This window comes from Acinetobacter sp. Ac_3412, from assembly GCF_013072675.1.
GTDB classification, from domain to species: domain Bacteria; phylum Pseudomonadota; class Gammaproteobacteria; order Pseudomonadales; family Moraxellaceae; genus Acinetobacter; species Acinetobacter higginsii.
Genome location: NZ_LXUJ01000001.1, coordinates 253,483 through 280,168, shown reverse-complemented (window position 1 = coordinate 280,168; position 26,686 = coordinate 253,483). Strand labels below are relative to the sequence as shown.

General features: G+C 44.3%; 20 protein-coding genes. 9 read left to right on the top strand and 11 right to left on the bottom strand.

Translation table 11 applies throughout. The features are described 5' to 3' along the window. Positions 1-42 precede the first annotated feature (42 nt). The 3 genes from A7P54_RS01325 to A7P54_RS01315 all read right to left on the bottom strand — a co-directional run bounded on the left by A7P54_RS01325 (position 43) and on the right by A7P54_RS01315 (position 3,262). On the bottom strand, positions 43-414 hold the full coding sequence (locus A7P54_RS01325) for a copper resistance CopC family protein (RefSeq protein ID WP_171548423.1): 372 nt from the start codon (positions 412-414) through the stop codon (positions 43-45). 124 nt (positions 415-538) lie between these two features. Further along, a complete protein-coding gene (locus tag A7P54_RS01320; RefSeq protein ID WP_171548422.1) occupies positions 539-1,720 on the bottom strand; it encodes a TCR/Tet family MFS transporter in 1,182 nt (393 codons plus the stop codon). A 318-nt stretch (positions 1,721-2,038) separates the two neighbouring features. Then, positions 2,039-3,262 (bottom strand): MFS transporter, encoded by a 1,224-nt coding sequence (locus A7P54_RS01315; RefSeq protein WP_171548421.1) that lies wholly within the window; start codon positions 3,260-3,262, stop codon positions 2,039-2,041. A gap of 150 nt (positions 3,263-3,412) precedes the next feature. Here A7P54_RS01315 and A7P54_RS01310 point away from each other — a divergent pair, with 150 nt between their 5' ends. Both A7P54_RS01310 and A7P54_RS01305 read left to right on the top strand, forming a co-directional pair. Continuing rightward, positions 3,413-4,189: a helix-turn-helix transcriptional regulator gene (locus A7P54_RS01310; protein WP_171548420.1), complete on the top strand. Its 777-nt coding sequence runs from the start codon at positions 3,413-3,415 to the stop codon at positions 4,187-4,189. Between the two features lie 99 nt (positions 4,190-4,288). Beyond that, positions 4,289-5,440, top strand: coding sequence for a crosslink repair DNA glycosylase YcaQ family protein (locus A7P54_RS01305; RefSeq protein ID WP_171548419.1), 1,152 nt, complete (start codon positions 4,289-4,291; stop codon positions 5,438-5,440). 53 nt (positions 5,441-5,493) lie between these two features. Here the strand turns inward: A7P54_RS01305 and A7P54_RS01300 are convergent, their stop codons facing one another. Both A7P54_RS01300 and A7P54_RS01295 read right to left on the bottom strand, forming a co-directional pair. Next, positions 5,494-6,684, bottom strand: a complete 1,191-nt coding sequence (locus tag A7P54_RS01300) for an acyl-CoA dehydrogenase (protein ID WP_171548418.1) — start codon at positions 6,682-6,684, stop codon at positions 5,494-5,496. A 181-nt stretch (positions 6,685-6,865) separates the two neighbouring features. Next, a complete protein-coding gene (locus tag A7P54_RS01295; RefSeq protein ID WP_171548417.1) occupies positions 6,866-10,339 on the bottom strand; it encodes an indolepyruvate ferredoxin oxidoreductase family protein in 3,474 nt (1,157 codons plus the stop codon). A gap of 201 nt (positions 10,340-10,540) precedes the next feature. On the opposite strand from A7P54_RS01295, the gene A7P54_RS01290 reads away from it, so the two are divergent. Further along, positions 10,541-11,479 (top strand): LysR family transcriptional regulator, encoded by a 939-nt coding sequence (locus tag A7P54_RS01290; protein ID WP_171548462.1) that lies wholly within the window; start codon positions 10,541-10,543, stop codon positions 11,477-11,479. A 229-nt stretch (positions 11,480-11,708) separates the two neighbouring features. Here the strand turns inward: A7P54_RS01290 and A7P54_RS01285 are convergent, their stop codons facing one another. The 5 genes from A7P54_RS01285 to A7P54_RS01265 are packed head-to-tail and all read right to left on the bottom strand — an operon-like array spanning position 11,709 to position 18,223. Beyond that, positions 11,709-12,611 (bottom strand): hydroxymethylglutaryl-CoA lyase, encoded by a 903-nt coding sequence (locus A7P54_RS01285; RefSeq protein ID WP_171548416.1) that lies wholly within the window; start codon positions 12,609-12,611, stop codon positions 11,709-11,711. Next, on the bottom strand, positions 12,608-14,599 hold the full coding sequence (locus tag A7P54_RS01280) for an acetyl/propionyl/methylcrotonyl-CoA carboxylase subunit alpha (protein WP_171548415.1): 1,992 nt from the start codon (positions 14,597-14,599) through the stop codon (positions 12,608-12,610). Before A7P54_RS01280 ends, A7P54_RS01285 begins: the two co-directional genes overlap by 4 nt. Positions 14,600-14,620: 21 nt before the next feature. After that, positions 14,621-15,415: an enoyl-CoA hydratase/isomerase family protein gene (locus tag A7P54_RS01275; protein WP_171548414.1), complete on the bottom strand. Its 795-nt coding sequence runs from the start codon at positions 15,413-15,415 to the stop codon at positions 14,621-14,623. Positions 15,416-15,424: 9 nt separating this feature from the next. Beyond that, on the bottom strand, positions 15,425-17,026 hold the full coding sequence (locus A7P54_RS01270) for a carboxyl transferase domain-containing protein (RefSeq protein WP_171548413.1): 1,602 nt from the start codon (positions 17,024-17,026) through the stop codon (positions 15,425-15,427). A 24-nt stretch (positions 17,027-17,050) separates the two neighbouring features. Then, complete coding sequence (locus A7P54_RS01265; RefSeq protein ID WP_171548412.1) at positions 17,051-18,223, bottom strand: isovaleryl-CoA dehydrogenase; 1,173 nt, start codon at positions 18,221-18,223, stop codon at positions 17,051-17,053. Positions 18,224-18,371: 148 nt separating this feature from the next. Here A7P54_RS01265 and A7P54_RS01260 point away from each other — a divergent pair, with 148 nt between their 5' ends. The 6 genes from A7P54_RS01260 (at position 18,372) to A7P54_RS01235 (ending at position 25,633) form a co-directional block, all read left to right on the top strand. Further along, complete coding sequence (locus tag A7P54_RS01260; RefSeq protein WP_005187203.1) at positions 18,372-18,989, top strand: TetR/AcrR family transcriptional regulator; 618 nt, start codon at positions 18,372-18,374, stop codon at positions 18,987-18,989. Positions 18,990-19,102: 113 nt separating this feature from the next. Continuing rightward, a complete protein-coding gene (locus A7P54_RS01255) occupies positions 19,103-20,797 on the top strand; it encodes an AMP-binding protein (protein WP_171548411.1) in 1,695 nt (564 codons plus the stop codon). 87 nt (positions 20,798-20,884) lie between these two features. Continuing rightward, on the top strand, positions 20,885-21,877 hold the full coding sequence (bioB, locus tag A7P54_RS01250; RefSeq protein WP_171548410.1) for a biotin synthase BioB: 993 nt from the start codon (positions 20,885-20,887) through the stop codon (positions 21,875-21,877). A 23-nt stretch (positions 21,878-21,900) separates the two neighbouring features. After that, positions 21,901-22,641, top strand: a complete 741-nt coding sequence (locus A7P54_RS01245; RefSeq protein WP_171548409.1) for a class I SAM-dependent methyltransferase — start codon at positions 21,901-21,903, stop codon at positions 22,639-22,641. Positions 22,642-22,889: 248 nt separating this feature from the next. Continuing rightward, positions 22,890-24,176 carry a DcaP family trimeric outer membrane transporter gene (locus A7P54_RS01240; protein WP_171548408.1) on the top strand — a complete coding sequence of 429 codons (1,287 nt, stop codon included), beginning with the start codon at positions 22,890-22,892 and terminating at the stop codon, positions 24,174-24,176. An 89-nt stretch (positions 24,177-24,265) separates the two neighbouring features. Then, a complete protein-coding gene (locus tag A7P54_RS01235; RefSeq protein WP_171548407.1) occupies positions 24,266-25,633 on the top strand; it encodes an MFS transporter in 1,368 nt (455 codons plus the stop codon). A gap of 68 nt (positions 25,634-25,701) precedes the next feature. Here A7P54_RS01235 and A7P54_RS01230 read toward each other — a convergent pair whose 3' ends face one another. After that, complete coding sequence (locus A7P54_RS01230) at positions 25,702-26,622, bottom strand: LysR family transcriptional regulator (RefSeq protein WP_171548406.1); 921 nt, start codon at positions 26,620-26,622, stop codon at positions 25,702-25,704. Positions 26,623-26,686 lie beyond the last annotated feature (64 nt).

Below are 26,686 nucleotides of genomic sequence, written 5' to 3'. Positions count from 1 at the left end.
ATCGAGTTGGTAAATTGTTCATATATCGTTATTAGCGATGTCTTATTTAAAGCTGAAGCTATATTCACCATTCATGTTATGGCCATCTTTTCCCATGGTGCTCCAAAGCACGGTATATTTGCCTTTTTTCAGTGTAGGGATGGCAATATCAAAGGTTTTTTTCAGGTCATGGCTGACTTTATAATTCAGCGGCAATTCTCGACGTTGTTCATCTAACACTTGAATTTTCATTAACATCACCTCATCAGCAAAATTAAGGCTTAGATTTTTAGGTTGGGTTGAAACTGTGGTATTTGCAGCTGGGGTGGAACTAATTAAGCTGACATGAGCAAAGGCAGTTGATGTAGCGATGGTTAGAGTTGTACCGACGATCAGGTTGCGTAACATGGTTTTACTGTTTTGCACAAAACTCATTTCTTATCCTCTTTGAAGCATGATGTATGGGAAATGGCACAATCCGCGCCATCTGGTTTTATGTTTGATTATCCAAGTAGCATCAGTACTTCTACGCGACACCAAAATTACTTTTTTGTCATTCTTATGGCTGTACGTTTGGTTTTAGAGTCCGAAGGACAAGCGGAAGCGCGAGTAGGTAAATCATGGCCACGCTTAACCAGATTGCACCTGGCCATTTAGCTTGCAATTGAAAGTACAGTGTAGAGAACAATAGGGGGGCAAACATTGAGGCCAAACTGATTGTCGATGCAATAATGCCTTGAAACTGTCCTTGTTGTTCAAGTGAGACTTTTTGTGAAGCTAGGGCTTGTAAAGAAGGCGTACCAATACTACCTAGGGCGAAAATTGGCATGATGGCAAAAATCATCCAGCCTTGCTGCGCAAAGGCCATTACCACTAAGGCAATACTGCTACAGCTCATGCCGATTAAGACAGTATTTCGATTACCGAAGTATCTTGAGGCTTGCTGAGGAACAAAAGCCTGAACCAACATTTGGCATAAACCAAACATGCCTAAAGAAAGACCGACCCCAAAACCATTCCATTGAAAGGCGGCATGCCCCCATAAAGCCCAGCAAACCGCATAGGCTTCACCTGTGGCGCTAAAGATAAAAAAGGTGGCAATCAAGGGAACTACATTTGGGATCGACCGAAGTGATGCAAAAGCTTTAAATGGATTAAGGGAAGCGGCTCGATCTTTTTCGAGATTTGCAGTTTTCGATTCAGGCAGTACCCAATAGGCCAATAAAAAGTTGAGACCTGTCAGTATGGCTGCAATCAAAAAGGGAAGTCTGAGCCAGTATGCGCTAAGCAAACCACCCAGGATTGGCCCAATAATAAAACCTGCGCCAAACATCGCACTCATTAAGCCAAAATGTTTTGCACGCTGTTCTGGTTTTGAGATATCCACCAGATAAGCAGACGCAACAGACATATTGGCACTGCTCATGCCTGCAATGATTCGCCCCATGAATAACAGTACGAGGCTATGTGAAAAGGTGAGCAATACATAGTTGATGGCCGAGCCTGCCAGTGACAGCAGCAAAATCGGACGCCGTCCAAGCTTGTCACTTAATGTACCGAGCATGGGCGAAAAGATAAATTGCATGGCAGCATAGAGACTACCGAGCAGACCGATGTACAGCGCAGTTTGGTGAGTATGGCTAATATCTTGAACTAAGGCGGGTAAAATTGGAAAAATAAGCCCGATACCAACAGCATCTAAAGCAATGGTCGAAAAAATAATAAATAGAGAGCGATTCATAAAGCGTCCTATCGAAAAAGCAGGTACAGCAATGCTGCGAAAACCTGTTAACGATGCCTGATAACAACTCAAGCCCTGATGAACGCTGACCGAATCTTAAAGATTGGGATATCTGTTGATAAGATATTTTTTAATGAAAAACTATCTGTATCAATTTTTCGCGGTTTTTTTATCGTAACAATGAAGATGAATGAATATAACGATCCACACATCTGTTGAAAATTTTAGCACCTAACGGTGAAGAGAAACAAGATCATGCTTATTTATGGGGGCAAATGCAGCAGGCTTGTTGGCATGCTGCATTTGCTGAGGAAATAATTATTTTTTGGTATTCGGCAATAACGCTGTGATAAAACCTAACAGTGGTAGGAACGAGCAGAGCTTATACACCCATACAATGCTATGGGTATCGGCTAAATGACCAAGACCTGCTGCGCCAATTCCACCAATACCGAACATAAGACCAAACATCAAACCAGCAACCATACCGACACGACCAGGTACCGCTTCTTGTGCATAGACCACTAAGGCAGAGAAAGCCGAGGACATGACTAAACCAATAATAATGACCAGTATCGCTGTGCCAGTTAAGCCGACATAAGGCAACATCAGCGCAAATGGAGCAATGCCTAAGAATGACACCCAAATCACAGCTTTACGGCCAATCCGATCGCCCACAGGACCGCCCGCAAAAGTACCGAGTGCTACTGCACCTAAAAATATAAATAGATACAGCTGAGAGGTCTGAATCGAAACATTAAAGCGTTCAATCAGGTAGAAAGTGAAATAATTGGTAATGGCTGCGATATAGATAAACTTGGCAAACATCAACACACAAATCACGGCCATGGCCTGAATCACCTGTTTACGGGTCAAGGTCGAAATGGCAGGTTGACTGGCAGCACGCTGTACAGGTGCCTGCTTGATGACCCATTTGGTGACGCGTAATAAAACAAATATCGCTAAGGCAGCAACCAAAACAAATAAACCAATCGCCCCTTGTCCATTCGGGATAATCACAGCCGCAGCCATTAATGGCCCAATCGCAGAACCAGTATTGCCGCCAACCTGAAACATGGATTGGGCGGTACCAAAACGCCCACCCGATGCGGTACGGGCGATGCGAGAGGCTTCTGGGTGGAAGGTCGATGAGCCCACCCCAATGAGTGCAGCAGCAAACAATAAGCCTTGAAAGCTTGCTGCAATTGCCATCAAACCAATACCAAGCAGTGTGGCTGCCATGCCTAAAGGTAATAAATAGGGTTTTGGATGCTTATCGGTATACAGACCAATCCAGGGTTGTAATAAAGAGGCGGTGATTTGATAAACCAAGGCAATCCAGCCAATTTCAGCAAAACTTAAAGAAAATTCGGCTTTTAACATCGGATAACTTGCAGTCACCACGGCTTGAATCGAATCATTTAGCAGATGGGCAAACGCCACTGCGCCGACAACGCGTATTACGAACTTCTGGGGTTGATCATTGGGTGGAAATTGCGCTTGTGGATATGCATTCTCAAGAGTGCCTGTATTGCTTGCCATGATTGTTCCAACACGTTGTATCAGCTTAAATGGTGATGCTGAAAGAGGTTTGTTTTTCAGTGCATTTATCCTAAACTGAACAGAAATCGGCCCACAATCATATTTGGGACAGATAGTATCGAGTTCAGGCCATTTTCAGGAATGAGGGCAATGCGCAATATTCAGGTCAATGATTTTCAGGATGTGCCGCGGAATGTGATGGCAACGGGCAATGACTATCCAGATGGTCATCTTCTGCCGAGCCATCGACATCGCAGAGGCCAATGTCTATATGCCATTACTGGAGTACTTACGGTGATCACCCATAGGGGAAGTTGGGTGGTTCCCCCGAAGCGTGCCCTCTGGATTCCTGCAGGGATTGATCATGAAGTGCACATGGGCGGGATTACCAAAACCCGCAGTGCCTATATTCTTCCACAAGCTGCAATGCAGGCAGATTTACCCAGCCATTGTGCAGTGATCAACGTATCGCCGTTATTGCATGAGCTACTGTCTACCGCAGTTGATCTCCCTGCGGAATATCAATTGGGTGGGCGAGATGATTATTTGATGCGTTTGATTATTGAAGAAATTGCGCTGATGCCTGAACTGCCTTTAAATGCGCCCTTACCACAAGAGCCGCGTTTAGCTGCCTTGTGTCTGCAATTGTTGAAGACACCGAGTCTGGAAGATGATCTTGATCAAATTGCAGCGCAGGTGGGGATGAGTCGCCGTAATTTCACCCGAATTTTTCGGCAGCAAACCGGGATGAGTTTTAGCAATTGGCGACAGCAAGCTTGCTTACTCAATGCGTTGACCCGAATGGAATTGGGCCAGTCCATTACCAGTGTAGCGATGGAACTGGGTTATAGCAGCAGCAGTGCTTTTACCGCAGCCTTTAAACGTTCTTTAGGCGCGGCGCCACGTTTTTATTTACAAGGAAAATAAGCAAGGAATTGGCAGGATTGTGTTAATTTAGTTTGAATAACGGCCATTATTTCGCTTTCGTCCATCGTGGGTGGTGAACACTATTTATACGATAATATTATGATTTCATTATTAAAACGCTTAGCTTTATCCCATCAGGGTTTAGAACAAAACAATAAATTTGGTGAGGGCTTATCTGGAACACAACAGGCGATTGAACATCTGGGTTATGTGCAAATAGATACCATTTCTGTGGTGGAACGTGCCCATCATCATGTGCTGTGGAGTCGGGTGCCGAATTATCAATTGGGTCATTTAAATCAACTGGTACAAGATCAGCTTGTTTTTGAGCATTGGGCGCATGCAGCATCTTATTTACCGATGCGAGATTATCGCTATGCCATGCCGTTGATGAATGCGGTGCGTAATGGGGAAAGTCGTTACTTCTCAAGAGGCGATCAGCAACTGATGCAGGAGATTCTGGTGCAAGTGAAAGCTGAAGGCAGAATCCGACTTAGAAATATGGAAAAAGGCAAACGGGAAGGTGCTGCAGGTTGGTGGAATGCAGGGCCGAGCCGCAAGGCGATTGAGCAGTTATTCATGCAAGGCGATTTAATGATCTGCGAACGCAATGGCATGGAAAAAGTCTATGATCTGACTGAACGTTGCATACCACAGGGCATTGATCTAAGCACACCGACTTTACAGGAATATGCACAGTATTTATTGGATACAGCCATACGCGCTCATGGCGTATTTACATGGAAGCAATTACTGCATTTGAAAACCAATAAGGATTTACGTGAAATTATGCGTAAATTACTTGATGAACAGATTGATGCAGGCGTGATCAAGCTGATTAAGCTTGAAAATGGACAAACGATTTATGTGGCCAGCGCCGTGTTAGCGCATGAACCGAACCTCCAAGCGGAGGTCAAAATATTGTCTCCTTTCGATAATCTGGTGATTCATCGTGAACGTTTAAGCAGCTTGTTTGGATTTGATTATCGCATTGAATGTTATGTGCCTGCAGCCAAAAGACAATATGGTTATTTCTGCTTACCGCTGCTTTATGCGGATGATTTTGTGGGGCAAATTGATTGCAAAGTGCATCGTCGTGAAAAGCGATTAGAAGTAATTAGTTTGCATGTGCAAGAGGCTAAACTGCAGGATCGAGATTCATTTTTGCTTGCACTAGAACGAGAATTACAGCGTTTCGCCCAGTTTAATCAATGTACGAGTATTGACCTAGATAAGATCAAGGTGAGATAGGGCGAGTCATCAATCTTTGATGCCCGCCGTTTTGTCTTAGTAGTCACTTCGCTTTAGAACGCTGCAAGTCCTGTTTGGGCACGACCTAAGATCAAAGCATGCACATCATGGGTGCCTTCATAAGTATTCACAACTTCAAGATTAACCAGATGGCGGGCGACACCAAACTCATCACTGATTCCATTTCCACCCAACATATCTCGCGCCAAACGGGCAATCTCCAATGCCTTGCCACAGTTATTGCGTTTAATCAGAGAGGTCGCTTCCACTGAGGCAATACCGTCATCTTTCATTCGACCAAAACGAAGCGCGAGCTGTAAACCGAGCGCAATTTCGGTTTGCATGTCTGCCAACTTTTTTTGAATCAGTTGGTTGGCAGCCAGTGGCTTGCCAAACTGCTTTCGATCCAGTGTGTATTGACGGGCGGTGTGCCAACAAAACTCGGCTGCACCCATGGTGCCCCAAGCAATACCATAGCGGGCACTGTTCAAGCAGGTGAAAGGACCTTTTAAGCCACGAACCTCTGGGAACGCATTTTCTTCAGGCACAAAGACTTGATCCATGACAATTTCACCTGTAATAGATGCTCTTAAGCCGACTTTACCGTGAATTGCAGGCGCAGAAAGCCCTTGCCAACCTTTTTCTAAAATAAAGCCGCGAATCGGGCCGACATTTCCTTCAGGTGAAAGCTCTTTGGCCCACACCACAAAAACATCTGCAATTGGGCTGTTGGTAATCCACATCTTGGCGCCTGTTAAACGGTAGCCACCTGCTACTTTTTTGGCGCGACAGGCCATACTGCCTGGATCTGAACCGTGATCGGGTTCGGTTAGACCAAAACAGCCAATCCATTCACCTGACGCAAGTTTGGGTAAATATTTTTGCTTTTGCTGTTCAGTCCCGAATTCATGAATGGGAACCATCACCAAAGAACTTTGCACACTGGCCATTGAGCGATAGCCAGAGTCCACGCGTTCAATTTCACGGGCTATCAGTCCATAACTCACATAATTTAATCCTGCACCACCATATTGTTCTGGGATGGTGGGTCCGAGCAGCCCTAATTCACCCATTTCTCTAAAGATATGCGGATCGGTTGTTTCATGGCGGAATTGATCAAGTACCCGTGGCATTAACTGGTCTTGGCAGAAGGCATGGGCTGTATCACGGATCATGCGTTCTTCTTCGCTTAGTTGTTGTTCAATTAAAAATGGATCATCCCAGCGAAATTCAACACGGCTCATTCTTTATTCCTTCATCATTGTTCTAGCAAGTTCTTATCATTTTTCTCAGCTGAGCTGTTTGGTGAACTCAGCTTAAGTCGAAATACTTTAACGTATTTGGGATGTGCTGCAATTAAATTTTAATCAACTGACCAAGCATCTCCTCAGAAATTGGATCTGCTTAGTCAGTGACTTATAGGGCTTAGACTTTGTTGGTGAGATCGGCTGATAACTCATCCCAGCGTTGATTTGCGCTTTGCATCGCCTGCATTTTGATATGTCCAAAACCACGGACTTCAGCAGGCAGTTCGGCAATCTGTTCTGCAACAGCCAGATTATAGCTATTTGGTGATGAGATCAGGGTTTCAACAAAGGCAATATAACGGTCTCGCCATGCCTGTTCATGCTGACGCTCTTGCTGACGAGTAAATGGATCGAAGAAGCTTTCTCTTAACCATTGTAACCGTGCCAGTAACATCATTGGAAAGCGCATCCAGTAGCCAAAGATTCGTTTACGAATATGCTGATCAGCGCCCAAGGTCGGTGGTGCAAGATGATAAGAGAGACGTACACCACTTCCGAATTGCGACTCAATGGATTTTTTAAAGTTTGTACCTGTTAATAAGCGGGCAACCTCATATTCATCTTTATAGGCCATGACACGATACAGTTGGGTTGCAATGGTTTTTGCCAATGCTTCAGGTAGCAATTTAGCCACTTGTTCTAACAGCATTCTGTAGCGATCCGCATAGGCTTCATTCCAATAGTCTTGCAAACGTATCGTGCGATCATGGATCAGTTCAGCCAGTGTTTGTGGCGCATTGCTTTTTGGTAAGCTGTCGAGTAAACGGGTGATTAGGCTTGGGTCACTGGCAAGGTGGCATCCTATGCGGAAAGCTTCAAGGTTTTTATCAATCGCCGTGCCATTCAGTTGAATCGCTTTTTCAAGACTTTCACGTAACAGTGGAATTTGCCCTGATTGCCATGCCATCCCCAAGAGCAGTTGATTGGCATAGATCGCATCACCTAGAACCTGTGTTGTGATTCGTGCAGCAGGTAAGGAGAGCAGATTTTCTTTGTGGACACGACCACGCAGACGATCAATCAAATCATGAATCGGTGCATACCAGTCACGTTTGTTAATAAAGTCAGAGGTGGGTGAACCATCTTCATTGACGATCACCATCGCATCTTGTTTTAAACGTGATAGCGCGGCATTACTGCCCGCCACAATGGCATCGGCACCAATCAATAGATCACATTGATGTTCTGGAATTTTAGTTGAGGAAATTTGCGCATCATCTGCGGCAATTTGAATATAGGAATACACCGTACCGCCTTTTTGCGCCAGCCCCGCCATGTCCATGACACGGGTGGCTTTGCCTTCCAAATGTGCGGCCATACCCAGTAAAGCCCCAACAGTAACTACACCTGTACCGCCAACACCACCGACCATAATACGATTTGGTGTATCAGCCAGTTGAGGAATTAAGGGACGTTCAGGCCAACCTGTCGCAAAACCTTCAAACTTGGCAGGGCGTTTCATATCACGGGTATGCACGGTGACAAAGCTTGGGCAGAAGCCTTCCACACAGGTGAAGTCTTTATTACAGCTGCTTTGGTTAATTTGACGTTTGGTGCCCAAAGCGGTTTCTACGGGTTCAATTGAAAGACAATTTGATTTTTTAGAACAATCGCCACAACCTTCACAAATATCGCTATTGATATAAAGACGTTCAGCAGGGTCAGGGTAAGCATCACGTTTACGGCGACGGCGTTTTTCACTGGCACAGGTTTGCACATAGATTAAAGCGGTGACACCCGAAATATCACGTAACTCACGTTGTACTGCATCAAGATCATTGCGATGGCGGATTTCGACATGTGGCGCAAGATGCTCTTCTGCATGAATCAACTCTGGCTCATCCGTTACGATGACCTGTTTTTGAATGCCTTCTGCATCAAGCTGGCGGGTCAGTTGTGCGACACTCAAATGTCCATCAACATGCTGACCACCGGTCATGGCAACCGCATCGTTATAGAGGATTTTATAGGTGATATTGATATTGGCTGCAATAGCTTGTCGAATCGCCAGATAGCCTGAATGGAAGTAGGTGCCATCACCGAGATTGGCAAAAATATGCTTTTCATTGGTAAAGTGCGAGGCACCAGCCCAACTGACACCTTCACCGCCCATTTGCGAGAAGGTTTCGGTGCCGCGATCCAGTGACACTGCAATATAGTGGCAACCGATGCCGCCAAGTGCACGACTCCCTTCTGGCACGACGGTTGAGGTGTTATGTGGACAACCACTACAGAAATACGGGTTACGCTCGGCCAAATCCAGTACGCGGCGTGATTCTTGCTCAGCTTTATGTAGCAAATCGACACGACTTTGGATTTGCTGTCTTAAACTTTCAGGTAAATCTAATTGTAAAAAACGTGCTGCCAACATTTTGGCAATCGGTTCAGGTTGAAACTCGTAATGACCAATCAGTGGTGCCTCCTCAAATGAGGTACTCCATTCGCCTTTACCATGGATCGCTTTGCCGATCACATGTGGGCGTTGCTCATCAGGTAAGGAATACAATTCATCTTTAATTTGTGCTTCCAGAATTGGACGTTTTTCTTCGACCACAATCAGTTCTTGTAAACCCTCAGCAAATTCACGTAGACCTTGTGGTTCCAAAGGCCAGATTAAACCGACTTGATAGACCCGCAGACCAAGTTGTTGCGCTGTTTCATTTTCAATGCCGAGAATGCGCAAGGCTTCGATGGTATCGAGATAACCTTTACCACTGGCTGCAATACCAATACGAGCATGCTCACACGGCCATGTGATCTGATTCAGTTGATTGGCACGCGCATAGGCCAGTACAGCAGGTAAGCGATATTGATAGAGTCGTTGTTCTTGTTGGATGCCATGATCTGGCCAGCGAATATGGATGCCGTCGGCAGGCAGCTCGATTTCAGGTAAAACAGGTGTGACACGATCCAGATCGACAATGACTGAAGCCGAGGTTTCCACAATCTCACTGACCAGTTTCATTGAAGTCCAAACCCCAGCAAAACGTGACATGGCAATCGCATGGACGCCTAAATCGAGAATATGTTGCACCGAAGTCGGATAGAAAATTGGAATACCACAACCCATCATCACATGCTCGGATTGGTGTGGTACGGTAGACGATTTACAAGAATGGTCATCACCAAACAGGGCGACCACGCCACCATGTTCTGCTGTTCCTGCAAGGTTGGCATGGCGGAGTACATCACCTGAGCGGTCTACACCTGGGCCTTTACCATACCACCATGCACTCACACCATCATATTTGCCTTGACCTGCGAGATTGGCTTGTTGCGTGCCCCAAATGGCAGTCGCTGCAAGGTCTTCATTGATACCAGGTTGAAAGACGACATGGTGATCTTTAAGTATGCCTCCAATTTGCCGAAGGAAATTATCATAATTCCCGACAGGGGAACCGCGATAACCTGAAATGAAGCCGGCAGTATGCAACCCGTTCAATTCATCACGGCGAGTCTGTGCTAGAGGTAACCGAACCAGTGCCTGAATGCCTGTCATATAGGCCGAACCGTGATCACTGATATATTTATCGTCCAGTGATACATCTTTAGTAGCGATCATTTTTGGAGTAACTTTTGTCGCTATATTCATTTATGTCTCCTTAGAATTGTGTGTAGTTTTGGCTACTTTCTTTTTTCAACATCCAGTTGAATATTTGGAGTAAGTACATGTTTGAAAAAGACTGATCAGCGGCGTTTGCTAAAAAAACTGCTCAATCAATGTACATATTTGTCATTGTGGTTGATCCAGACTGGTGCAACAATGCGTAATTTAGAAAAAGATATTTACGTTATGCGCAAAAATCTTGATGGTGGATTGCTACATGCAATGCATGCCTTCCTGAAAGTGATTGATAGCGGGAGTTTCACGGCTGCCGCTGAACAGATGGAACTGACAACTGCGCAAGTTTCGCGATTAATTAGCGAGTTAGAAGGGCGTTTAGGTACAAAACTACTACAACGATCAACCCGCCAGCATGCCTTGACCGAAATTGGTGCAAACTATGCCGAGCAGTGTCGCCAAGTACTGGCGATGGTGGAGGAGTCCGAAGCACAAGCCATGGGCATGGCAGCCAGACCACAAGGGCGATTGCGCGTGTTGAGTATGGCCAGTTTTGGTCATCATTATCTAGCGCCGATGATGGCGGATTTCTGTCAAACCTATCCCGACCTGACGGTTGAATATCGGACTTCACAAAATGTGCCTGATTTATTAGGTAAGGGCATTGATGTTAGCCTATATCTCACTGAGTCATTGGCAGATTCACGGTTTGTGGCACGTCGAATTGGTACGATTTTTTCGGTGTTATGTGCATCACCTGCATATTTAGAAAAATATGGCGAACCTCAATCCTTGGATGATTTGCAAAAGCATGCCTGCTTGCGCTTGGTTAACCCTTCGATTACTCCGCAATGGCATTTGGTCAGTGAAAACAGCTGTTCTTATCAGATTGATATCAATGGTCCCTTGATTGCCGATACGCCTGAGTTGTTGCTGGATGTGGTACAACAGGATATGGGCATTGCATTATTGCCGACCTTCTCATCGATTGATGCGATTCGGGCAGGGCGACTGCGTCGTATTTTACCTGTTTGGCGCTCACCTGATATTGGAGTGTATACCTTATTGCCATCGCGTCATTTTGTGGATGCAAAAACACGGGCATGGCTGGAGTGGGTCGAGCAGCATATTTCGCCAAAAATACAGCAAGATACGGATTATTTTTTATAACTAATCTGAGAGAGCGTTAGAAAAAGAATAACAAGGATTAAAATAAAAAATGCTTCTTTAAAAGGAGGCATTTCGTACAGAGATAAACACTATATTTCAATAAATTGCATAGACGAGTCTCATCCCACGATCGGCATGGAACGAGAAAAAAGTGAGACCTAATGAATAGAGCAAGCTTAATTGATTAAGCTTGCTGCCAAACGATGGGTGAATCCGAATCTAGATATCACTAAGCACACTTTGTTTGCCAGTAGGCATTGCTGTAATTGGATAAGCTTTTTCGGTTTAAGACATGGCTAATATTTTGGCTGGCTTGCATCAGTTTTTCTAAATTAATGCCCGTTTCAAAACCCATATGGGAGAGTAAGTAAAACAGATCTTCGGTTGCAACATTGCCAGAAGCGCCTTTGGCATAAGGGCAGCCGCCCAGTCCTGCAAGGGATGAATCAAACACACGAATGCCTTGTTGTAAGGACTGGTAAATATTGGCAATCGCCATGCCATAGGTATTGTGAAAATGACCTGCTAAAACGGTGCTATCAAGTTCAGCCAGACAGGCTTCCCAAACTTGCTTTACCCGATCTGGTGTGGCAGTCCCAATGGTTTCACCCAAAGAGACTTCATAGCAACCCATGTCATACAGTCGTTTAACCACGTTGACCACTTGCTCTGGTGCAATTGCACCTTCATAAGGACAATCGACGATACAAGAGACATAACCACGGACACGGATATGCTGCGCTTTGGCTGCACGTAGCACATCAGCGAATTTTTCAAAACTTTCATCAATTGAACAGTTAATATTTTTACGGGTAAAGCTTTCAGAGGCTGCGGTAAATACCGCAACCTCCTTGCATTCCACCGCCTGAGCAGCCTCAAAGCCTTTGATATTGGGGGTGAGCAGGCTTAAATTCAGATCAGTACCTTGTGGGAGCTGCTTAAACAGTTCATCGCTTTGTGCCATTTGCGGCACCCATTTAGCAGATACACAGGAACCCACTTCAATCGATTTTAGTCCAGCATTTATCAGATCATGAATGAAGTTTAGACGTTGTTCGACGGTCAACGCCTGTTTTTCATTTTGCAGACCATCTCGGGGTCCAACTTCCACGATTTTGACAAACTCACTCATGCAACTTCCTCCTGTAAAGGCTGAAATTCCACCAGTTCATCGCCAACTTTCACCTGATCACCCACCTGAAAATAGGCATCAACAATCACGCCATCTTGTGGTGCGCGGATGGTGTATTCCATTTTCATGGCTTCAAGCGTCATCAGGATATCGTCTTTTTTGACGCTATGATTAGCACCGACCAGAACCTGAGTCACCACACCCGGCATGGGTGCTTTGAGATGGCCTTGATCTGCTTGACTATCGTCTTGATGATAATCTTGGCGAATATATCCAAATTTATGGCTTTGTCCAGTATGGAACAGGGTAATGCCATGCTGACTCTGGTTAAAAGACAGTTTTTGTTGGGTGCCATTGAGATGAATCACAGCTGTGTGTGCATCCAGTAATTGTCCAGAAAGCTGGTAAATCTCGCCGTTATATTCTGCATTAAAACCGTGTTCAGCCGAACTCAGCTTGACGTGAATATTCTGATCTAGATAGTTCAGTTTGATGGTTTGCTTAAAGGCAATATTTAAACGCCATAGCGGTTGTGCTTGCCATAACTGTTTTTGGCTAGAGCGATTGCTATTAAGTTTGCTTAAAAATTCGATAAAGGCGGTGGCGACCACCAATTCAGGTTTAATCTGTTCAGGCTGGAACAAGAAATCATGTTCACGTTGAATCAGGTTGGTATCCAGTTTGGCCTGTTTAAATGAATCACAGCGTACAATTTTTTCCAGAAAGGCAATATTATTCCCTAAACCATCGACGTGGAATTGACCGAGCGCATGTTGCATTTGGATCAAAGCCGCTTCACGGTTTTTGCCCCATACAATCAATTTGGCAATCATTGGGTCGTAATAGGTGGTGATTTCATCACCTTCAACAATGCCGCTGTCAACACGAACAGATTGGTTTTGCGTTGGGTAGTGTAGATAGTCAATTTTGCCGATGGCAGGTAAGAAGCCTTTTTCGGGTTCTTCTGCATAGATACGGGCTTCAAGGGCATGGCCATGAATCTGTAATTGATGTTGCAGTTTTGGTAGTGGTTCACCATCGGCGACACGCAATTGCCATTCGACCAGATCTTCACCAGTAATCATTTCGGTGACAGGATGTTCAACTTGTAGACGGGTGTTCATTTCCATGAAATAGGCGGTGCCGTCCTGTTCCACAATAAACTCAACTGTACCCGCACCGACGTAATCCACTGCACGGGCAGCATCAATCGCAGCTTGACGCATGGCATCCAATTTTTCAGTAGGCATTTGTGGTGCAGGGGCTTCTTCAAGTACTTTTTGATGACGACGTTGTACCGAACAATCACGTTCAAATAGATGTACATAATTGCCATGCGTATCGCCAAAGACTTGTACTTCAATATGACGCGGTTGAATCACATAGCGTTCAATTAGGACATCATCATTACCAAAGCTTGATTTAGCTTCACGTTTACATGAGGCTAAGGATTGCAAGAAATCTTCACTGCGTTCGACCAAGCTCATGCCTTTACCGCCGCCGCCAGCACTGGCTTTGATCAGTACTGGATAGCCAATTGCATCAGCTTGCTGTTTTAAAAACTCAGCCTCTTGATTGGTTCCGTGATAACCCGGTGTTAATGGCACACCTGCTTTTTCCATCAAGGCTTTAGAGGTCGCTTTAAGACCCATGGCTAAAATCGCATCCACGGGTGGGCCAATAAAGCAAATATTGTGTTGCTGACAAGCGAGGGCAAATTGATCATTTTCGGACAAGAAGCCGTAACCCGGGTGAATTGCTTGGCTGCCCGTATCAATCGCCGCCTGAATAATACGATCTACTTGTAAATAACTTTGTGTGGCAGGGGATTGCCCAATATAAATCGCTTCATCCGCCAATTTAACATGCTGTGCATTGGCATCTGCATCTGAATACACTGCAACCGTTGCAATACCGAGTTTTTTTGCAGTACGAATCACACGGCAGGCAATCTCGCCACGGTTCGCAATTAAAATCTTTTCAAACATTGTGATCGTCCTGAATTGTTGTTATTGGGGAGTGGAAGTCCACGCAGGTTGTTGTTTATTTAAAAAGGCATTCAAACCTTCTTTGGCTTCACTGCCTTGACGAACTTGAGCAATATGCTGTGCTGTTTGCTTGAGCAAATCATCACTCAGGCTTTGGTGACTGACTAGCTGAATTAACTGTTTCGATGCAGCCTGTGCTTGAGGTCCACCGAGCAGCAATGCATTAATAATTTCTTGAACTTTTTGGTCCAAGTCTTCTGCATCGGCGACTTCATGGGCCAAGCCAATCTGCTTGGCCTCGCGTGCCGAAATACGTTCAGCTGTTAAGAAGTAACGAGAAGCCTGCCGAGCACCAATGGCACGAATTACATAAGGACTGATGGTAGATGGCGCAAGACCAAGTCGAACTTCTGAGGTGGCAAATTTGGCATCTGTACTGGCGATACAAATATCACAGGCCGATGCCAAGCCCATACCACCACCAAAGGCAATACCATGCACACGAGCAAGTGTCGGTTGCTTTAAGGTTGCGAGTGCATTGAGCATCTGTGCAAGTTTTAAAGCATCGGCTTCGTTTTCTGCGGAAGAGGCTTGACCCGCCTGTTTCATCCAGTTCAGATCGGCACCTGCTGAAAAGCTTTTGCCACGTCCAGCCAAGACCACCACACGTACATCATCACGCTGATTTAAGCTGCTAAAGCAGGTATGTAATTCTTCAATCAGCGTCGTATTAAAGGCATTGTGCAGTTCTGGTCGGTTTAGCCAAACATAGGCCACTTGACCGTGTTGTTCCAGTTGTAAAAATTGATAGTTCATAGACACCTCTTACATGCGGAACACGCCGAACTTGGTCGGCTGAATTGGTGCATTCAGCGCAGCAGCAAGGCTCAGCCCCAGCACATGACGGGTTTGAGCAGGGTCAATTACGCCGTCATCCCAAAGGCGGGCAGAGGCATAATATGGATGCCCTTGGTGCTCATATTGTTCACGAATCGGTTGTTTAAATTGATCTTCTTCCTGTGCTGACCATTGCGCGCCTTTTTGTTCAATCTGATCACGTTTCAAGGTTGAGAGTACGCTGGCAGCCTGTTCACCCCCCATCACCGAAATACGTGAATTCGGCCATGTCCATAAAAAGCGTGGTGAATAAGCACGTCCACACATGCCATAGTTACCTGCACCAAAAGACCCCCCAATAATCAGGGTGAGTTTTGGTACATTGGCTGTCGCTACCGCCATCACCAACTTGGCACCATTTTTGGCAATGCCTTCATTTTCATATTGGCGACCGACCATAAAGCCAGTGATGTTTTGGATAAATAGCAATGGGATATTACGTTGAGTACATAGCTCGATAAAGTGTGAGCCTTTCTGTGCAGATTCAGAAAATAGAATCCCGTTATTGGCAATGATGCCAACAGGCATCCCATACAAAGAGGCAAAACCTGTGATCAGAGTTGAGCCAAAACGTGCTTTAAATTCATCAAAGCGCGAGCCATCTACGATGCGGGCAATGACTTCACGGACATCAAAAGGTTTACGCGCATCACTGGGCACAACGCCATAGAGTTCGTTGGCATCAAATAGTGGTTCATCTATTTGCTTGTTTAATTCATTGGGCTTTTTATTCAGATTGGCAACGATGTTACGGGCAATCGCAAGCGCGTGTTCATCATTTTCCGCCAAATGATCGGCAACCCCTGACAGGCGGGTATGTACATCTCCACCACCTAAATCTTCACTGCTGACCACTTCACCTGTCGCGGCTTTGACTAATGGCGGGCCACCAAGGAAAATCGTACCTTGATTACGTACAATAATCGTTTCATCCGACATGGCAGGGACATAAGCACCACCAGCGGTACAGCTGCCCATCACTACCGCAATTTGGGCGATACCTTGGCTCGACATACGTGCCTGATTATAGAAAATACGCCCGAAATGATCTCGGTCAGGAAACACCTCATCTTGCATCGGTAAGAATGCACCGCCCGAATCCACCAGATAAATACACGGCAAGTGATTTTGCTCAGCAATTTCCTGCGCACGTAAATGCTTTTTCACCGTCAATGGATAATAGGTACCACCTTTGACGGTTGCATCATTGGCGACAATCATGCAGGTCACACCATTGACTTGGCCAATACCAGCGATCACACCCGCAGCAGGAATGTCATCTTCATACACCTTGTAAGCAGCCAATTGACCAATTTCTAAAAAAGCAGTGCCGGCATCAATCAATTGATCAATACGATCACGTGGTAAAAGTTTGCCTCTGGCCAAATGTTTTTGGCGGGCATTTTCGCCACCACCGAGTGCGACTTTTTGAGCCACTTGTTTCAGATCGCTGACCAATGTTTGCATGGCATGTTGATTGGTTTTGAAGTCTTCACTTCGAACATTAATTTTGCTGTGTAATTGGTTCATAAGCTGCATCCTGAATTATGGTTATTATTTGGTTTCATTAAACAGTTCGCGGCCAATCAGCATGCGGCGAATTTCCGAAGTTCCTGCACCAATTTCATAAAGTTTGGCATCACGCCATAAACGACCAGCTGAAAATTCATTGATATAACCATTACCGCCGAGAGTTTGAATGGTTTCGCCTGCCATCCATGTGGCTTTTTCAGCAGCATATAAAATCGCGCTGGCCGCATCTTTACGTAAGCTACGGTCATGGTCGGCTTTGTCACAGGCCGCACCAACCGCATAGACCAAGGCTTTACAAGCTAGCCAAGTGGAATACATATCCGCCAGTTTGCCTTGCATCAATTGAAATTCACCCAAGGCTTGACCGAATTGTTCACGTTCATGCAGGTAGGGAATCACCACATCCAGACAGGCATCCATAATGCCTAAAGGACCAGCACTTAGAACCGCACGTTCATAGTCCAGACCACTCATTAGTACTTTGGCACCGTTGCCAACACCACCAAGTACGTTTTCAGCAGGCACTTCTACATTGTCAAAAAATAGTGGATAGGTATTAGAGCCACGCATCCCGAGTTTGTCTAAATGCTTACCATGACTAAAGCCAGGCATATTTTTTTCAATTAGGAAGGCAGTCATGCCTTTGGCACCGGCATGTGGATCCGTTTTGGCATAAACCACCAGTACATCAGCATCACCGCCATTGGTGATCCACATTTTTGAACCATTGAGTACAAAGTGATCGCCTTTTTGTTCAGCATGCAGTTTCATACTGACTACATCCGAACCTGCATTGGGTTCAGACATCGCCAAAGCACCGACAAAGTCACCTGAAATCAGTTTCGGTAAATATTTCTGTTTTTGTTGCTCACTGCCGTTACGGTTAATCTGGTTAATACACAAATTGGAATGTGCGCCGTAAGAAAGACCAATAGAGGCGGATGCACGCGAAATTTCTTGCAACACAATAATATGTGCCAGATAGCCTAGATTGGTGCCGCCATATTCTTCAGAAACGGTTAAGCCCATCAATCCCATGTCTCCAAATTTTTTCCAGAGATGAGCAGGGAAGACATTGTCCTGATCGACTTGTTGTGCGATGGGTGCAATTTCCTTTGCACAAAATGCAGCAACCGAATCTTGTAGAGCAATTAACGTTTCATCCAGACCAAAGTTCAAGCTACGTAGGTTCATTGTGTTGTCATCCCAGTGATTATATTTGTTGTTCCATTAAGCGTTGTTGTGTGTGCTTAGGAACTACCTTACAATGAATTTTTAAAAAAGTGAATAGTGATTCATAAAATGATTTACAATTCACTTTATTTGTTAGAGAATAAAATTTATGAGCTATAAACGATCAACTTTAATGCAGGAGCGGATGGAGCAAAATCGTAAATCGATTTTGAGTTCAGCCAGAAAATTAATTTCAGAAGGAGGGTTCAAAGACGCACAGATACAAACCATTGCTGAGCAAGCAGGGGTCTCAAGTGGTCTGGTGTATCGCTACTTTGACAATAAGAGTCAGGTGTTAATTGAGGTCTTGTCAGAAGCCATCAATACCGAACTGTTGGTGATTGATGCCATCACAGAAAGTGATCTGACCGCACAACAAAAATTGCACAAGGCAGTCGCGACCTTTGTAAAACGGGCCTTGAACAGTCCGCAGCTGGCATATTCACTCATGTTTGAACCCGTGGATTCAAGCGTTGAACATGAGCGTTTTCGGGTAAAGCAGTTGATTAAACAAAGTATTAAAAAAATCCTTGCAGATGGAAATGCAAGTGGTGAATTTGTTTTGGATGACTTAAACACAACAGCCATGTGTGTGGTCGGGGCAATGACCTATGTGGTGGTTGAACCGTTGGATCCAGCACAAAATACCAAGTTTGATCATGCGCACAAAGACTATTTTTCCAAACAGATTGCTGACTTTTGTGTGGATGCAGTACAGAAAAAGTAGGGCAGACAAAACGGTTTAACATCACAACAACAGACAGTTTGAAGAGTAGTTGCAGTTACAACAATTAGATCAGGTAAGAACAGAATTAAAAAAGAATCAAGGAGAATGATTCAATGCAACATGTACGGTTAAGCTATGCCTCTGGAACCAGCTCGCAGCCCCTGTTGGGGATGACGATTGGAGATAAATTTGATCAAGCCTGCCAGCAATATGCTGAGCAAGAGGCAATTGTCAGTTCACATCAGAACCGACGCTTAAGCTACAAAGAACTACAGCATGAAGTGAATGCATTTGCCTGTAGTCTGCTCAAGCTGGGTTTGAAAAAAGGGGATCGCTTGGCGATCTGGTCGCCGAATTGTGTGGAATGGACTGTGACCCAATTTGCTGCATTTAAAGCAGGCATTATTTTGGTGAATCTAAATACTGCCTATAAAAGTCATGAACTGGAATATGTACTCAATAAAGTCTCCTGCAAAGGCTTGGTTATCGCTTCACAATTCAAGACCACGGATTATCAAGAATTGCTGAGTAAGATTGCTCCAGAATTGGCATCCAATACTGATAAGGTATTGAATGCAGCTCGGTTACCGCATTTAAAATATGTCATTAAAATTGATGGGCAGCAGCATACCGGTATTCATCGTTTTAGCGATTTACTCGACACCCCAAATCAATCTCAACTCGATGAATTACAACGCTTAGCCAAGCAGTTGCAGTTTGATGAAACCATTAATATCCAATTTACCTCAGGCACAACAGGCAATCCGAAAGGGACCATGTTGACGCATCATAACATCCTGAATAATGGTTATTTTGTTGGTGAAGGGATTGGTTTAACCCCTCAAGATCGAGTCTGTATCTCGGTGCCTTTATTCCATTGTTTTGGCATGGTGATGGGCAATCTGGCCTGTATTACTCATGGCGCAACCATGGTTTATCCTGCTTCAGTGTTTAATCCGTTGGAAACTTTAAAAACCATTGAGCAGGAAAAATGTACGGCGGCCTATGGTGTGCCGACCATGTTTATTGCCATTTTGGAACATGAGCAATTTGCCGAATTTGATTTGAGCAGTTTAAGAACGGGCATTATGGCAGGCAGTCCATGTCCGAGAGAAATCATGCAGCGTGTGATTGACCGTATGCATATGTCAGAAATCACCATCTGTTATGGCATGACCGAAACCTCTCCAGTCAGTGTGCAGAGTTATATCGATGATTCAATTGATAAACGCGTTAGTACGGTTGGTCATGTTCATCCACATTTGGAAGTCAAAATTGTCGATTTAGAAGGCGAAATTGTGCCGCAAGGAACACTAGGTGAACTTTGTGTCCGTGGTTACTCGGTCATGGCTGGGTATTGGGATGAGCCTGAAAAAACCAAAGAAGTGATCGACGCAGCAGGCTGGATGCATACGGGTGATATTGCTGAAATGGACAGTGAAGGCTTTGTCAAAATCAAAGGTCGAATTAAAGATGTCGTGATTCGTGGGGGTGAAAACCTGTTTCCTAAAGAAATCGAAGACTTTTTATATACCCATCCCGATGTCTGTGATGTGCAAGTGATTGGTCTACCCGACATGCGTTATGGCGAAGAACTTTGTGCCTGTATTATTTTGCATGAACATCATCAAAGCAATGAAGACAGTATTCGCAGTTTCTGCAAAGAACATATTTCACATAATAAAGTACCACGTTACGTTAAATTTTTTGATGAGTTCCCAATGACGGCTTCAGGCAAAGCACAGAAATTTAAATTGCAGGAAATCATGCGGGTAGAGCTGAATTTGACTGCTGAAATTTTTGATTAAAACCGTATTCCTCCTCTGTGTATTGCGACTGAGGAGGAGCTTTGATGTCGTGGTTGTTATCTAAACATAGGATGTCAGGATCAAGAAATGAAGATTAGAAATGATTGGTCACGTGCGGAAATACAGGCTGTGTATGAGCAGCCATTGTTAGATTTGCTGTTTCAGGCACAGCAATTACATCGACAGCATTTTGCTGCGAATACGATTCAGGTCAGTACTTTGCTGTCTATTAAAACTGGTAAATGCCCAGAAGATTGTAAGTATTGTTCGCAATCGGCGCGTTATGATTCAAAACTGGAAGCAGAAAAACGCATTGCCGTCGAGAAAGTCATTCAAGAGGCACAAAAGTCCAAAGCCTCAGGTGCATCTCGTTTTTGTATGGGGGCTGCATGGCGCAATCCACATGAGCGTGATATGCCTTATGTATTGGACATGGTACGCGAGGTCAAAGCTTTAGGACTGGAAACCTGTATGACCTTGGGCATGTTGAATGCCTCTCAGGCGGAGCGTTTAAAAGATGCTGGTCTGGATTATTACAACCATAATCTGGATACCTCGCGTGAATATTATTCCCACATTATCAGCACCCGAACTTTTGATGATCGACTGGATACCCTAGACCATGTTCGTCAGGCAGGGTTGAAAGTCTGTAGCGGTGGTATTGTTGGTTTAGGTGAAAGCCGAGAGGATCGGATTGGTCTATTGTATGAACTTGCAACTTTGCCGCTACATCCTGAGTCTGTACCGATCAATATGCTGGTACCGATAGAAGGGACACCATTGGCTCAAGTAGAAAAACTGGATGTGATTGAATGGATTCGGACCATTGCGGTGGCACGATTAATCATGCCGCAAAGTTACATTCGACTCTCCGCAGGCCGTGAAGCATTAACCGATTCAGATCAAGCTCTGGCATTTATGGCAGGTGCTAATTCGATCTTCTCAGGTGAAAAGCTGTTAACCACTGCCAATGCGGGTGAAAATCGTGATCACGCTTTATTTCAAAAATTGGGCTTAATTATCGAAGCGAGCAAACCTTCTATAAAGCAGTTATCTGTTGATGCGATGCTGACCGTTTAAGGCTTTTAAAAATAGAGGATCAAATGGCGAAAGATTTTAACAGTCAGAAAGTGGTGGAACGCTATGATGATCATATCCGTCGTCTGATTCCAGGTTATGAGCTGATGCATCAACAAGTCGATGCGATTTTACAATCCGCTTTAAGTGCAGACGCAGAGATTTTAATTGTTGGTTGCGGCACAGGCTATGAGCTTGAATATTTATTGAAACGGCATCCAACGTGGACTTTTACGGCTGTTGATCCTTCTTTGAGTATGTTGCAGAAAGCACAAGCCTTGATTCAGGCACTGGGTCAGTCCGAGCGGGTGCAATTTGTTCATGGTGAAACAGCTGCATTGCCTACACAGCCAAAATTTGATGTGGCCTTGTCAATTTTAGTTGCGCATTTTGTGCCGCATGCGCTTAAACCGAGTTTCTTTGCTGAAATATCACAGCGATTAAAAGCGGATGGATTGCTCATGACTTATGACCTGATGGCCTGTGAAGAACCTCAACAATTGAAAGCATTGCCACTGCTGTGTCAGAGCAATGGTCTGAGTGCCGAGCAGAGCCACGCCATGATGGAGCGTTTAGCACAAGACTTTTTCACGCTCACTTTTGACGCCTATCAGCAACTTCTTTGCAGTACTGGTTTTCAACAAGTGCATTGCTTTAGCCAAGTTTTAACTTATCAGGGACTGATTGCCCAGAAAAGACAGGAGGATATTTTGACCTCGGAACTTTCTGGCAAGGCTGTTTTCTCTCAACAAGGAATTCAACATTAGAACAGCAACTTAATTTTTAGCTTTTAACTGAAGTTTTTAACAGTGGCTGCAATAGCCGCTGCTCGGTTCTGCTGTCTTGAAAAAAGTGGCTATTTATTTAAATAGGAGGTGAAAACTAAATAAATCAATGGTTTGAATTTTTAGAATAAAAAATGTGATGTGGTACATCTGTGCGACAAAGGAAAAACACAAACAAAGAATGATCTTAAAACGGGTTTTAAGATCAGCCGAAAAGGAAATTGATTTTAATGAAAAAGTTTATTTTAACGGTACAAAAAAGCATATTGGCAACGGCAGTTTTAACGGCCATGTCCTCTGCTTATTCGGGAACTGAAAGTGCTGAAATTGCACAACTCAGACAAGAAGTTCAAGAGTTGCGCGCCATGCTGCAACAGTATGTAAAACAACCTGCTCAGACACAATCGACAGCTCCAGTTGCTGTAGCTGCTGCGCCACAGGTGACGGAGGCACAAGCTCCAAAACTGAATATCAGCAAAGGCGGGGCTGAAGTCAATTTATATGGTTATCTCCGTGCCGATGCTTCTTATCAGGCCAAAGGTGCATCGACCATGTATAACAATATCAGTGGCGTACCACTGGAACATACTGCCGAGGAAGCCCAGCAGAAAGACCGCTTGCATTCAACCGTCAATGTCACTCGTTTGGGCTTAAACTTTAAAACACCGACAGCCGTTGGCGATGTTGGTGGTAAGCTGGAAATGGATTTCTTTGGAGGTAGCACACGCGATCAATTCCGTATTCGTCATGCCTATTTAACTTTTGATAAATGGTTGATTGGTCAGACTTGGTCAACCTTTATTGCACCTGAGTATTATCCAGAAACCATTGATGCGGGAACCTATGTCGGTGGGGCATTACAACGTTCACCTTTGGTACGTTATAGCGATAACTTATCAGCCAATACTAGTTTTTCTGTCGCGATTGAAGACCCTAAATATACCGCAACTTCCGACCCTGATAATGAAATGCGATTGCCTGCTTTAGTTGGGCGGTTGAACCATAAATTTGCCAATGGTTCACTGTTGTCAGGTCGTACTTTTATGGCCGAGAAAAAGACCAGTAATGATGAGGAATGGGCATGGGGTGTAGGGCTCGGCGGTAAATATCAGCTGACACCACAAACTTTCTTAAAAGCCGATTATTACCATGTTAAAGGTGATGGCCGCTTCCTGCTTTGGACCAATAACAGCTATATAATTGATGATAAAAATCATATTCAGAGCAATGAATTCGACACCATTTCAGCAGGTCTAACCCATCAGTTTAATTCGAAGCTTCGCTCAACTTTGGGCTACGGCTATATGAAAGCCAAGGATGACAATACTTTCGCTGAAATTCAAAAAAATAATGCAACTCAAAACAAGCAGCTTTGGCAAGGCTGGATCAATGCCATGTACAACCCGTATAAACCCATCACCTTGGGGGTGGAATATGTCTATGGCGAGCGTGAAACCTTTGACGGCCGTAATGGGATCGATAACCGCTTCAATATGATGGCGAGTTACGATTTTTAATCAAGGCCTTGAATAATCTGTTTTTCTTTAGGGTGCAGTATGTCGTTTTAAAAATGAACAAGAATTTATCTCATAGAGGAGATGATTAAATGGCAACATCGACGTTGAATGTCAATGCAATTATTGACCAAGCAAAATTTACCCCTTTTCACTGGAGCATTTTGCTTTGGTGCTTATTGATTATTATTTTTGACGGTTATGACCTGGTTATTTATGGTGTGGTTTTGCCTGTATTGATGCAGGAATGGTCACTCACCGCGGTACAGGCGGGTATGTTGGCCAGTACTGCCTTATGCGGCATGATGTTTGGTGCCATGCTATTCGGGGCTTTGGCAGATAAAATCGGTCGCAAAAATGTGATCTTGATTTGTGTGACGTTTTTTAGTGGTTTTACCTTTTGGGGTGCATTTGCATCGACGCCTTTTGAATTTGGTATTTTAAGATTTTTAGCCGGTTTAGGCATTGGCGGGGTGATGCCGAATTTGGTGGCGTTAACCTCTGAATATGCACCGAAACGGATACGCAGTACCTTGGTTGGCAGTATGTTCAGTGGCTATGCCATTGGTGGAATTATTTCGGCATTGTTGGGCAGTTATTTAGTCGAAAGCCAAGGCTGGCAAATTATGTTCTTGATTGCCGGTATTCCATTATTGCTGTTACCCATTCTATGGAAGTTTTTACCTGAGTCACTGACTTTTTTAGTGAAAAGCGGTAAGACTGAACAAGCCCATGCCATCATTCAAAAAATTGCACCAGAACAGGCATTAAGCACTGAGACACGCTTATGCTTGAATGACGATCATCTGGATACAGGCAGTTCTGCCAAAGCTTTATTTCAACATGGACGTGCTCTAAGTACCTTAATGTTCTGGCTGTTATTCTTTATGTGCTTGTTGATGGTCTATGCATTGAGTAGTTGGTTGCCAAAATTGATGCTGGCAGCAGGCTATTCATTGGGTAAAAGTATCCTATTCCTGCTAGCGTTGAATGTCGGGGCCATGCTTGGGGCAATTTTTGGTGGGATACTGTCAGATAAATTCCACTTAAAGCCTGTGATTTTAACCATGTTTGTGGCAGGGGTATTTGCCTTGGTCGGACTCGGTTATAACTCTCCAGCCTATATTTTATATGGTTTGGTGACGATTGCGGGTGCTGCAACTATTGGTACTTCAATCCTTTTATATAGTTATGTCGCGCAATTTTATCCATTGAGTGTGCGCTCGACAGGTATTGGCTGTGCATCTGCAGTTGGGCGAATTGGTGCTATTGTCGGGCCAATTTTAACAGGGATGTTGCTGACCTTAGGTCTACCGCATAAGCTGAACTTTGTGATGATTGCCATCCCTGCGATTATTGCAATTTTTGCGGTGCTGGTGCTGAAACGGCATGAGTCAGACAGTGGAAGTAAAAGCACAGTCAATCCAGCGACAAACATCGCTGAAACAGGTGAAGCATAGCAATGCATCCTGATTGATAAAACAAAGTCGATGCGCCCAACGCATCGACTTTTGTATTCTGCCTTTGCTTAAGTCAACGGCATGATTCTGGTTTTCAGGATATCCATAAAGGTTTTTAAAATCATATTGTAGTTTTTGCCTTTATGGGTGATCAGACAGATCGGGGTACTGTAATGCATCACGTCCTGTAAAATAGGCTGCATAAAACCATCTTGCACCCATTTCCTTGCATAATGATCAGGTAAAAAACCGAGAAATTTTCCGGTTAAGATCAGAAATGCGATCCCTTCACGGTCACTGGCGGTTGCTGAACAATCCAGAAGTTGATGTAATTTTGTTGCCTCTGCTGTCGTTGCATAATTGGGCAATACCGCATGCCACTGTTTTAAGTCCGCTGTTTGTATGTCACCTAAATGTTGAAATAGCGGGTGATTTTTACCACAGTAGAGCAAAGACTTTTCGCTATATAAATCAAAATAATCTAAGCCAGATAATGGCGTGACCAAAGGGATTGCACCTGCATGTAAGCGATTGTCCAAGACACGACATTCAATATCGGACAAGGTACTCATACTGATGTTAATCACCACTTCTGGATTTTCATCCGCCAATAGCGCAAGGGTATTGGTGATATAGGCGCTAGGCATGGTGACTAAATTATTAATAATCCCAATATTAAATTCACCTTTGAGTTGATTATGCATTTGATTGATTTTGGCTCGAAAGTCTTCAATCGAAGCATTCAACACTTCAATATATTCCAGAATTTCACGACCATCATCGGTCAGGGCAAAGCCCGCTCGACCTCTTTGACACAGCCGAATTCCGAGCCGATTTTCCAGATCACTCATATGCAGACTAATCGCAGAACGACTGATGCCAAGTAGACTTTCCGCAGCGCTAAAGCTGTGGCAGTCACACACCGTTTTAAAAATTTTGAGCAGTTTTATATCAAAATCAGTCACTTGATTTAATTTTTTAGGCTTCATTTAGTTTTGCTTTTTTATATCTAAACTCAAGACAATTTGAATTTATCAAAACTATAACGCGCTG